Origin of the sequence: Nocardioides sp., from assembly GCF_035703625.1 — a bacterium.
GTDB lineage: Bacteria > Actinomycetota > Actinomycetes > Propionibacteriales > Nocardioidaceae > Nocardioides.
This window is the reverse complement of sequence record NZ_DASSXS010000189.1, coordinates 13,174-24,002: the sequence shown is the minus strand read 5'-3', so window position 1 is coordinate 24,002 and position 10,829 is coordinate 13,174. Positions and strand designations below refer to the sequence as shown.

The window sequence follows — 10,829 nt, the reverse complement described above, 5'->3', positions numbered from 1 at the left end:
GTCACTCTCCCGGTCCCGTGCTGCGGTCGGCGAACCAGCCTGCGGGTGCCGGCCGGGTGTTGTGCCAGACGTGCTTGACCTCGCGGTACTCCTCCAGCCCCATCCGGCCGAGCTCACGGCCGTTGCCCGACTGCTTGAAGCCGCCCCACTCGGCCCCCGGCACGTAGGGGTGGTAGTCGTTGATCCAGATCGTGCCGTGGCGCAGCCGGCCCGCGACCCGCTCGGCCCGCCCGGCGTTGTCGGTCCACACCGCTCCCGCCAGGCCGTAGATGGTGTCGTTGGCCAGGCGCACCGCTGCGTCCTCGGCGGAGTCGCGGTCGGCACCCTCGAAGGTCTCGACGGTCAGCACCGGCCCGAACGACTCCTCCTGGACGCAGCGCATGCCGGCGGAGCAGCGGTCCAGGATCGTGGGCAGGTAGTACCAGCCCTGCTCGTAGGCCGTGCCCTCGGGCCGGTCGCCGCCGCAGCGCAGCTCGGCCCCGTCCTCGAGCGCCTCGGCGACGTACTGCTCGACCTTGGCGCGGTGCGCCTCGCTGATGAGCGGGCCGCTCTCGGCCTCGTCGTCGAACGGGCCGCCGAGCCGGATGCCCCGCGCGCGCTCGACGAGCGCGTCGACGACCTGGTCGTGGACGCTCGACTCCACGATCAGTCGGGCACCGGCAGAGCAGACCTGGCCGGAGTCGAGGAAGACCGCGGTCAGTGCGTTGTCGACGGCGGCGGGGAGGTCGGCGTCGGCAAAGACGACGTTGGGGTTCTTGCCGCCCAGCTCGAGCGCCACGCGCTTCACGGTCGCCGAGGCCGCCGCCATGATCCGCCGCCCGGTCTCGAGGCCACCGGTGAAGGACACCAGGTCGACGCCCGGGTCGTCGACCAGCGGCGCCCCGGCGCTCGCTCCGGCGCCCAGCACGAGGTTGCCGACCCCGGCAGGGAGTCCCTCCTCCGCGAGCGCACGCAGCAGCCAGATCGCGGTGGAGGGGGTGAGCTCACTCGGCTTGAGCACGAAGGTGTTGCCGGCCGCCAGGCAGGGCGCCACCTTCCAGGAGGTCTGGAGCAGGGGGTAGTTCCAGGGCGTGATCAGGGCGCACACGCCGACCGGCTCGTGCACGATCCGGCTGGACACCGTCGCCATGCCGGTGTCGACGACCCGGCCCGCGTCGGAGGCGGCGAGGTCGGCGAAGTGCCGGAAGACGCTGACGACGTCGTCGACGTCGATCTGCGACTCCACGAACCGCTTGCCCGTGTCGAGCGACTCGAGCCGGGCGACCTCGTCCTTCTCGGCCCTCAGCCGGTCCGCGAGGCGGCGCAGCAGGTCGGCACGCTCCGGCGCCGGTGTCTGCGGCCAGCCCCCGTCGTCGAAGGCCGCGCGGGCGGCCGCGACCGCGTCCCGCGCGTCCTGCTCCCCCGCCTCCGCGACGGTCACGACCTCCTGCCCGTCGGCCGGGCAGTGGATGGTCCGGGTTCCCGAGTCACGTGCCGGTCGCCAGGCACCGGCGATGAACAGGGTCTCCATTGCTTCTCTCTGTTGTGGGTGGGACCAGTGTCCCGCGTCGGGCCTCCGTCCCGCCACCTCGAGTTCACGGGAGACAGCAGGGGGCCTCTCCCGTCGAGGAGCCCACCCGGTCCTACAGTCGTGCCTCGTCGAGCAGCACTCCGAGCTCCTCACGGGTGAGGTCGCGGAGCGCACCGCCCTTCAGCCCGGTCAGCTGGACCGGACCGATGGCGGTGCGCGTCAGCCGTCGGACCGGGTGGCCGACGTGGTCGAGCAGCCGCCGCACGATCCGGTTGCGGCCCTCGTGGATGACCAGCTCCACGATCGACTTCCCGGCTCCCCCGCTGACCAGTCGCGCTCTCGACACGGTCACGGGACCGTCCTCGAGCGTCACGCCGTCGAGCAGGGTCCGGATCGTCGCCTTCGTGGCCTCGCCCTCGACCTCCGCGACGTAGGTCTTGTCCACCTCGTGCGACGGGTGCGCCAGCCGGTGGGCGAAGTCGCCGTCGTTGGTCAGCAGGATGAGGCCGTCGGTGTCGGTGTCGAGCCGACCGACGTGGAACAGTCGCTCGGGACGATCGGACACCAGGTCCTGCAGCGTCCGTCGTCCCTCGGGGTCCGACATCGTGGAGACCACCCCGCGCGGCTTGTTCAACGCCAGGTAGACGTGCTCGGAGACCGGGGGAAGACGCTTGCCCTCCACGCGGATCACGGCGGTCCGCGCGTCGACCTTGGTGCCGAGCCGGGTGACGACCTCCCCGTCGACCTCCACCAGGCCCGCGAGCATCAGCTCCTCGCACTTGCGGCGCGAGGCGATCCCCGACTGCGCGAGGAGCTTGTGCAGGCGGACCAGACCCTCCTCGTCGGGTTCGGTCACGCCCCTTCCTCGGCCGCGGCTTCCTCGACGTCCTCGACGGGCGGGCCGGAGACTGCCGCGGCGACCGTCTCCAGCTCGTCGGCCATGTCACCGAGGTCCGGGAGGTACGGCGCCAGCTCCGGCAGCTCGTCGAGCGTGGTGACGCCGATCCGCTCCAGGAAGTAGCCGGTGGTGCGGTAGAGGTTCGCCCCTGACGACTGGTCCTGGCCGGCCTCCTCGACCAGACCCCGGGTCAGCAGGGTCCGCATCACGCCGTCCACGTTGACCCCGCGGATCGCCGAGACCCGGGCGCGGGACACCGGCTGCTTGTAGGCCACCACGGCCAGGGTCTCCAGCGCAGCCTGGGTGAGCCGCGCCTGCTGGCCCTCGAGGACGAACCCCTCGACCACGGCGGCGTACTCCTCACGGGTGTAGAACCGCCAGCCGCCGGCGACGTTGCGCAGCTCGAACCCGCGGCCCTGCTCGGTGTACTCGTCGGCCAGGGCGGCGAGGGTCGCGGCCACCTCGTCGACGGGGTGGCCGGCTGCCGACGCCAGGGTGGCGACGTCGAGGGGCTGGTCGGCCACCATCAGCAGCGCCTCCAGGGCGGGCCGCAGGTCCGCGACCGCGATGTCCAGGGTCTGCTCGCTCACGCCGTCTCTCCTTGCATGTCAGGCTCGCCGGTCACCTCAGGTTCGTCCCCGGCCTCGGGACTGGGCTCCTCCACCGGCGCCCCCTCGAACTCGTCGATCTCGAAGTGCTCGTCGTCGCTGCCGCTCCACCGCACCGTCAGCTCCCCGAGGGGCGACATCTGGTCGAAGGCCACGGCTCCCTCGCGGAAGAGCTCGAGCAGCGACAGGAACCGGGCCACCGTGGTCAGGGTGTCCGGGGAGTCCCCGCACAGTGCCCGGAAGGTCATCGTGCCCGAGCGCCGGAGCCGGTCCACCACCAGGGCTGCCTGCTCGCGGACGCTGACCTTGGCGGCGTGGATGTGCCCGAGCGACACCTCGTGCACCGGCCGCGGCTTCATGGCGCCGGCGGCCAGCTCGGCGAACTGGTCGAGACCGATCCCGATCAGCACCTCGGGAAGCAGGGTGGCGAAGCGCTCCTCCAGCCCGACCGCGCGAGGGTGGCGCCGCGACTCGCCGGAGAGCCGCTCCTCCAGCACGGCGGCGACCTGCTTGAACGCGCGGTACTGCATCAGGCGGGCGAACAGCAGGTCGCGCGCCTCGAGCAGGGCCAGGTCCTCCTCGTCCTCCACGTCGCCCTGCGGCAGCAGCCGTGCCGCCTTCAGGTCCAGCAGGGTCGCGGCCACCAGCAGGAACGACGTCGTCTGCTCCAGCTCCCAGCTCGACCCGATCGCCTTGACGTGCGCGATGAACTCGTCGGTGACCTTCGACAGGGCCACCTCGGTGATGTCGAGCTTGTGCTTGGAGATCAGGCTGAGCAGGAGGTCAAAGGGTCCCTCGAAGTTGTCGAGCCTGACCTCGAACGCCGGCGTGGCCTCCACGGTCGGGTCCTCCGACAGACCCGGGGTCGCCACCGTCATTCCTCGGTCAGCCGCCGCACCAGGACGCTCTCGTCGCCGTTGGCCTCGTAGTCGGCCAGGACCAGGGCGACGGCCTCGCGCACCAGCCGACCCCGGTCGACGGCGAGCCCCTGGGCCCGGCGCAGGGAGAGCCGGGCGTGCTCGAGGTCGAGCAGCTCGTCGGAGGTCACGTAGACCGTCATCTTCTCGTCGTGCCGGACCCGGCCGCTCGGCTTGCGAGGGTTCGACCGGTCGCCGGCGGACTGCGTCTCCTGGGCGCCGGCGTCCTCGTCGGGCCCGACCGCACGGACGTGCGACTTGTCGCCCTGGGCGGTCCTGCGGAAGAGGTCGTCGGCCGCCGGCAGGCTCACCCGTCTACTCATGCGGGGTCCGTGGAGTTCAGACAACGGACCGCCACCTCTTTGGCGAGCTGGCGGTAGGCGTCGGCACCGGTCGAGCTCGAGGCGTACGACGTGATCGGCTCACCGGCCACCGTGGAGTCGGAGAACTTGACGGTCCGGCGGATCACCGTGTGGAAGACCTGGTCGCCCCAGGCCTGGACCAGGCGTTCCATCACCTCGCGACCGTGGAGCGTTCGGCCGTCGAACATCGTGCCGAGGACGCCGTCGATCGTGAGGTCGGGGTTGAGCCGCTCGCGGACCTTGTCGATCGTCGTCTTGAGCAGCGCCACGCCCCGGAGCGCGAAGTACTCGCACTCGAGCGGCACGATGACGCCGTCGGCTGCGGTGAGCGCGTTGACGGTGAGCAGGCCGAGGGAGGGCTGGCAGTCGATCAGGATGACGTCGTACTGCGCGATGGCCGGCCCCAGCACCCGCTGGAGGGTCTGCTCGCGGGCCACCTCGTGCACGAGCTGCACCTCGGCCGCCGACAGGTCGATGTTGGAGGGCAGCAGGTCCATGCCGGCCACGCCGGAGGGGACCACGACGTCGTCGAGGGTGACGTCGCGCTCCATGAGCAGGTTGTAGACCGAGAGCTCCATGTCGTGGGGGTTGAGCCCGAGGCCGACCGACAGTGAGCCCTGCGGGTCGAAGTCGACCAGCAGCACCTTGCGGCCGTACTCCGCGAGCGCGGCCCCGAGGTTGATGGTGGTCGTGGTCTTGCCGACGCCACCCTTCTGGTTGCACATCGCGATCACCCGCGCGTTGCCGTGCCGCTGCAGGGGGCGGAGCTCCGGCAGGTGGGGCATCGGCCGGCCGGTGGGCCCGAGCGGGGCCTCCTCGGCCACGGCGGTTCGCTCGAACGGGATGGGTTCGCTCACGACGTGCTGGTCTCCGGGTTCATGGGGGGCTGGCGGGCGGGCGAGGGGCGGCATCTCCGGGGCCCCGCTGCCTGGTCGGCCCGACAATCCCGAGAAGATCCCACCGCTCATGTACTTCCGCCCCTCGTTTGTCGACTCGGCGACTTGTATCCGAGCCTGCGGCGACAGTAGACCGGCCCTCCAACCGGAAACAACACGACACGGGTTACCCCCAGAAGAAGTCCCAAATCTGTTGATGAGGTGTGCAGCGACCCGCGGTCCCGTGCACAAGCGGACGGCTTCTTGTGCACAAACCTGTGTACGGCGATGCACAGACGATCGGGCCCCGACAGGCCCTCACAGCCGGTGCATGGCCGTCGCCAGCAGCACCAGCTCCCCGGCCTCGTCGGAGGCGTCGAGGTCGACCCGGGCGTCGATGACCCAGTCCCGGTGTCCGGCGGGGTCGTCGAGGGTCTGGCGCACCTCCCACCGACGCCCGGCGACCTCGACCCGCAGCAGGTCGGGCCCGCGGGCGTCCGCTGCGGTGGAGATCGAGCCGTGCTCGGCGTAGTACTCCTCGAGCGCCGCGTCCCAGGCACTGCGGGTCATCTCGACCTCGAGCGGTGGGTCTGCCCGGTCGGCAGCGGCGCGCTCGAGCCGGACCAGGCCGTCGACGTCGTCGCGAGCGGCCAGCTCGACCCGCCGGAACATCGCATTGCGGACCATCACCCGGAAGGGCCGCTCCTGCGCGGAGATGGGCCGGGGTGGGGGCGGTGGCTCACGGTGTGCGACGTCCTCCCGGACCGTGTCGGGGTGGGACAGCGCCTCCCACTCGTCGAGCAGCGAGGAGTCGGTCTGTCGGACCGTCTCGCCGAGCCACTCGATGAGGTCGTCGAGCTCTGGGGTCCGGTGCCGCTCGGGCACCGTCTGCCGCAGGGTGCGGTAGGCATCGGTCAGGTAGCGCAGCAGCAGCCCCTCGGAGCGGGCCAGCTGGTAGCGGCCGATGAAGTCGGTGAACGTCATCCCCTGCTCGTACATCTCCCGGACGATCGACTTGGGGCCCAGGGCGTCCTCCGGAAGCCAGGGGTGGGTGCCCCGGTAGATCTCGTACGTCGCCTCCAGCAGCTCGGCCAGCGGTTGGGGCCAGGTGACCTCGTCGAGCAGCCGCATCCGCTCGTCGTACTCGAGGCCGTCGGCCTTCATCTCGGCGATGGCCTCGCCACGAGCGGCATGCTGCTGGGCGAACAGGATCTGACGCGGACCTTCCAGCACCGCTTCGACCACCGAGACCAGGTCGAGGGTGTACTCCGGCGACTCGGGGTCCAGCACGTCGAACGCCGCGAGCGCGAAGTGGGCCAGCGGCTGGTTCAGCGCGAAGTCGGCCGGCAGGTCGACCGTCAGGATGTAGCGGCGCCCGTGGACGTCCGGTTCCTCGAGCCGGGTCAGCACACCGGAACGGACCAGGCTTCGCGCCAGGCGGGTCGCCCGCCTGGCCAGCCGGAGCTGCTGGCGGCGGTCCTCGTGGTTGTCGGTGAGCAGCCTCCTCAGGACCGGGAAGGCGTCCTCCTCCCGCGAGAGGACGTTGATCAGCATGGCGTTGTCGACCCGCATGCGGGAGACGAGCGGCTCGGGCGTGCCGGTGACGAGCTTGTCGTAGGTCTGTTCGGTCCACACCACCGTCCCCTCGGGCGGCTTCCGCAGCTGCGCCTTGCTCTTCCTCTTGGCCCTCTTCTCGGGGCTCAGCGCCGCGTTCTTCGCCGCGGCCTTCGCCTTGGCCCGCTCGTTCTCGATCACATGCTCGGGCGCCTGGACCACGACATAGCCCGCCGTGTCGAAGCCGGCCCGCCCTGCGCGACCCGCGATCTGGAGGAACTCGCGGGTGCGGAGGACGCGCTGGCGGTTGCCGTCGAACTTGGCCAGCCCGCTGAACAGAACGGTCCGGATCGGGACGTTGATGCCGACGCCGAGCGTGTCGGTGCCGCAGATGACGCGCAGCAGGCCGGCCTGGGCAAGCTGCTCGACCAGGCGCCGGTAGCGCGGCATCATCCCGGCGTGGTGGACACCGATGCCCTGGCGCAGCAGCCGCGACAGCGTCTTGCCGAAGCCGGCGCCGAACCGGAACCCGGCCAGCCGCTCCTTGAGCGCATCGTCGGCATTCGCGGCGATCGCCTTGTTCGTGAGCAGCGAGGTCGCGTGCTCCACCGCCGCTGCCTGGGTGAAGTGGACGACGTAGACCGGCGACTGGTGGGTGGCCACCAGCTCCTCGAGCGTCTCCCCCAGCGGCGTCAGGGACCACGAGAAGGACAAGGGCACCGGACGCTCGGCGTCATCGATGACCGCGGTCTCCCGGCCGGTACGACGGGTGAGGTCGTCCGCGAGGGCGGTCATGTCGCCGAGCGTTGCCGACATCAGGACGAACTGCGCCCGCGGCAGCTCCAGAATCGGCACCTGCCAGGCCCAGCCCCGGTCCGGCTCCGTGTAGAAGTGGAACTCGTCCATGACCACGAGCCCGACATCCGCCGACCCACCTTCCCGGAGCGCGATGTTGGCGAGCACCTCGGCGGTGCAGCAGATGACCGGTGCATCGGCGTTGACCGTGGCGTCCCCGGTCAGCATGCCGACGTTGTCGGCGCCGAACACCTCGCACAGGGCGAAGAACTTCTCGCTCACCAGCGCCTTGATGGGTGCCGTGTAGTACCCCACCCGGCGGGCTTCGCCCGCCGCGTGGGCTCCCCGCAGCGCGCGGTTCGCGGCAAGACCAGCGAGGGCTACCAGCGACTTCCCGGAACCGGTGGGGGTCGAGAGGATGACGTTGTTGCCGCTGAGCAGCTCCATGATCGCCTCGTCCTGGTGCGGGTAGGCCTCCAGGCCCTGCCCCGTGATCCAGGCGTTCAGGGCGTCGTAGACGTCGTCGGGGGTGGCGCCGGTCGGGATGTCGAGCACTAGGCGCGCGCCCTGGGGTGGGCGGTCGCGAAGACCTCACGCAGGTTGTCGACCGTGACCAGCGTGTAGACCTGCGTCGTGGTCACCGAGGCGTGCCCGAGCAGCTCCTGCACCACACGCACGTCGGCCCCGCCGTCGAGCAGGTGGGTGGCGAACGAGTGCCGCAACGTGTGCGGCGAGACGTCGCGGGTGACCCCCGCCCGCTCGGCGGCGCGGACCAGCACCGCCCACGCCGACTGCCGGGAGAGCCGGCCACCGCGGGCGTTGAGGAAGAGGGCGGCCGTGCCCGTGCCCGCCGCCACCAGCTCCGGCCGCCCGCGCACCAGGTAGGCATCGACGGCCTCGAGCGCGTAGGAGCCGACCGGGACCAGCCGCTCCTTGCTGCCCTTGCCGCGCAGCAGGACGGTGCCGTCGATCGTGTCCAGGTCGTCGACGTCGAGGCCCACCGCCTCGGAGATCCGGGCCCCGGTGCCGTAGAGCACCTCGAGCAGTGCCCTGTCGCGCAGCGCGAGCGTCGTGCCCGCGGCGCCGGCGGCCTCCAGGATCGCCTCCACGTCCGAGAGCGGGAGCGCCTTGGGCAGCCGCTTCGCCGGTGCCGGCGGCTTCACCGAGGCAGCCGGGTCGCTGGCGGCCAGTCCGTCGCTGACCGCGAACTTGTGGAACCCGCGGACCGCCACCACGGTGCGCGCCGCCGACGTCGAGCTGAGCGCGGGGTGCTCGGCGTCACCCTCCCGCAGCCGGACCAGGAAGGAGGTCACGGTGGCCTCCGTGACGGCGTCCAGGCTCTCGATCCCGAGCTCGTCGAGGTACTCCTGGTAGCGCCGCAGGTCACGGCGGTAGGACGTGAGCGTGTTCGCGGCCAGGCCCCGCTCCACCGAGAGGTGGTCGAGGTAGGTGCGGATCGCCCGGGCAATCAATCTGTCAATCGACCTCTCGATCAACTCAGCGCGTGCTCCAGGGACACCGACTCGATGCCCACCGCCTCACCGACGGGTCCGTTGGTGAGCTGTCCGTCATGGGTGTTCAGCCCCAGGGCGAGGCTGCGGTCGTCCCGGCAGGCCTGCTGCCAGCCCTTGTCGGCCAGGGCCACGGTGTAGGGCATCGTCGCGTTGGTGAGGGCGTAGGTGGAGGTGTTCGGCACCGCGCCCGGCATGTTGGCCACGCAGTAGAACACCGAGTTGTGGACCTCGTAGGTCGGGTCGGCGTGGGTGGTGGGACGGGTGTCCTCGAAGCAGCCGCCCTGGTCGACGGCGATGTCGACCAGCACCGATCCGGGCTTCATCTGCGACACCAGCTCGTTGCTGACCAGCTTGGGTGCCTTGGCCCCGGGGATCAGCACGGCGCCGATGACCAGGTCGGCCTCCATCACCTGCTGCCGGATGGCCAGCGCGGACGACGCCAGCCCGTGCACCCGGTTGTTGTAGCGCCAGAACGACATCCGCAGCTTGTCGAGGTCGGTGTCGAGGAGGGTCACGTCGGCGCCCATGCCGAGGGCGATGTTCGCGGCGTTCTGGCCGGCGACGCCGGCACCGATGACGACGACCTTGGCGTTGGCGACCCCGCCCACGCCGCCCATCAGCACTCCGCGGCCGCCCTGCGCCTTCATCAGCGAGTGGGCGCCCACCTGGGGCGCGAGGCAGCCGGCCACCTCCGACATCGGGTAGAGCAGCGGCAGCGATCCCGACGGGAGCTGCACGGTCTCGTAGGCGATCCCGGTGACCTTCCTGGACACCAGCTCCTCGGTGAGGGGCTTGTCGGCGGCCAGGTGGAGGTAGGTGAAGAGGGTCAGTCCCTCGCGCAGGCGGTGGTACTCCTCCGCCACCGGCTCCTTGACCTTGAGCACCAGGTCGGCGTTGCCCCACACCTCGTCGGCGGAGTCGAGGATCTTGGCCCCGGCCGCGACGTACTCCTCGTCCACGATCTGCGAACCGGCCCCGGCGCCCCTCTCGACGAACACCTCGTGACCGTGCTCCGCCAGCTCGTGCGCTCCGACCGGCGTGATCGCGACGCGGTACTCGTGGTTCTTGACTTCCTTCGGAACGCCGACCTTCACCTGCTGCTCCCATTCGGTGTGACCGTCACCACGTCCGTGGTGACGGGTGGAGACTACTCCCCCGGTCGTTCGGGCCCGGCGTAGCCCAAGGCCTTCACGAGCAGCACCGCCAGGACGATCGGCGCATCGCTCACCCGGCCGTCGAGGGCGGCGGCCAGCAGGTCGTCGAAGTCGACCCACAGCGTCTCCATGTCCGCCTCCTCGTGCTCGGGCTCGAAGTCGCCGCGGTCGACGGGAGCCAGGTTGCGCGCGAGGAAGAAGTGCATGAGTTCCGACGAGATCCCCGGGGAGGAGTACGCCGACGTCAGGGCCACCCAGTCCTCCGCCGCCAGCCCGGCCTCCTCGCGCAGCTCCCGCCGGGCCACCTCGAGCGGATCCTCGCCGTCGACGTCACAGAGGCCCGCCGGAAGCTCCACGAACCGTCGTCGCGCGGCGTGGCGGTACTGCCGCAGGCAGAGCACCCGCTGGTCCTCGTCGAGAGCCAGCACCACCGCCGCCCCGGGGTGCTCGAGCACGAGCCGGCGGAACGACTCGCCCCCGGGGTCGCCGGGGCGTCGTACCCGGTCCGCGCGCAGTGCCATCACCCAGTCGTCGCGGAACAGGTCGGTGCTCTCGACCACCGGCCAGGACTCGTCCGAGTCGCCCGGTGCGGGCTCGGGAGTCGGCGTGGCCATGCGCACGACCGTAGCGGGTAACGTGCCT

10 protein-coding genes are annotated in these 10,829 nt (G+C 71.2%); all 10 read right to left on the bottom strand.

Annotation, left to right across the window (positions count from 1 at the left end):
* Nucleotide 1: 1 nt before the first annotated feature.
* Entirely contained in the window at nucleotides 2-1,510 is a 1,509-nt protein-coding gene (locus VFN12_RS09320; RefSeq protein WP_325118368.1) for an aldehyde dehydrogenase family protein, read from the bottom strand.
* A 112-nt stretch (nucleotides 1,511-1,622) separates the two neighbouring features.
* Nucleotides 1,623-2,366, bottom strand: coding sequence for a pseudouridine synthase (locus VFN12_RS09315; protein WP_325118367.1), 744 nt, complete (start codon nucleotides 2,364-2,366; stop codon nucleotides 1,623-1,625).
* Nucleotides 2,363-2,998, bottom strand: coding sequence for an SMC-Scp complex subunit ScpB (scpB, locus tag VFN12_RS09310; RefSeq protein WP_325118366.1), 636 nt, complete (start codon nucleotides 2,996-2,998; stop codon nucleotides 2,363-2,365). Before scpB ends, VFN12_RS09315 begins: the two co-directional genes overlap by 4 nt.
* A complete protein-coding gene (locus VFN12_RS09305; RefSeq protein ID WP_414690027.1) occupies nucleotides 2,995-3,894 on the bottom strand; it encodes a segregation and condensation protein A in 900 nt (299 codons plus the stop codon). The genes scpB and VFN12_RS09305 overlap by 4 nt, the downstream gene beginning before the upstream one ends.
* Nucleotides 3,891-4,256: a hypothetical protein gene (locus VFN12_RS09300; protein WP_325118364.1), complete on the bottom strand. Its 366-nt coding sequence runs from the start codon at nucleotides 4,254-4,256 to the stop codon at nucleotides 3,891-3,893. Before VFN12_RS09300 ends, VFN12_RS09305 begins: the two co-directional genes overlap by 4 nt.
* A complete protein-coding gene (locus VFN12_RS09295) occupies nucleotides 4,253-5,206 on the bottom strand; it encodes a ParA family protein (RefSeq protein WP_414690029.1) in 954 nt (317 codons plus the stop codon). Before VFN12_RS09295 ends, VFN12_RS09300 begins: the two co-directional genes overlap by 4 nt.
* 282 nt (nucleotides 5,207-5,488) lie before the next feature.
* A complete protein-coding gene (locus VFN12_RS09290) occupies nucleotides 5,489-8,065 on the bottom strand; it encodes a DEAD/DEAH box helicase (protein ID WP_414690028.1) in 2,577 nt (858 codons plus the stop codon).
* An 8-nt stretch (nucleotides 8,066-8,073) separates the two neighbouring features.
* Complete coding sequence (xerD, locus tag VFN12_RS09285; RefSeq protein ID WP_325118362.1) at nucleotides 8,074-8,991, bottom strand: site-specific tyrosine recombinase XerD; 918 nt, start codon at nucleotides 8,989-8,991, stop codon at nucleotides 8,074-8,076.
* A 20-nt stretch (nucleotides 8,992-9,011) separates the two neighbouring features.
* Complete coding sequence (ald, locus tag VFN12_RS09280) at nucleotides 9,012-10,127, bottom strand: alanine dehydrogenase (RefSeq protein WP_325118361.1); 1,116 nt, start codon at nucleotides 10,125-10,127, stop codon at nucleotides 9,012-9,014.
* A 53-nt stretch (nucleotides 10,128-10,180) separates the two neighbouring features.
* Nucleotides 10,181-10,801, bottom strand: coding sequence for an NUDIX hydrolase (locus tag VFN12_RS09275; protein WP_325118360.1), 621 nt, complete (start codon nucleotides 10,799-10,801; stop codon nucleotides 10,181-10,183).
* Nucleotides 10,802-10,829: the final 28 nt, after the last annotated feature.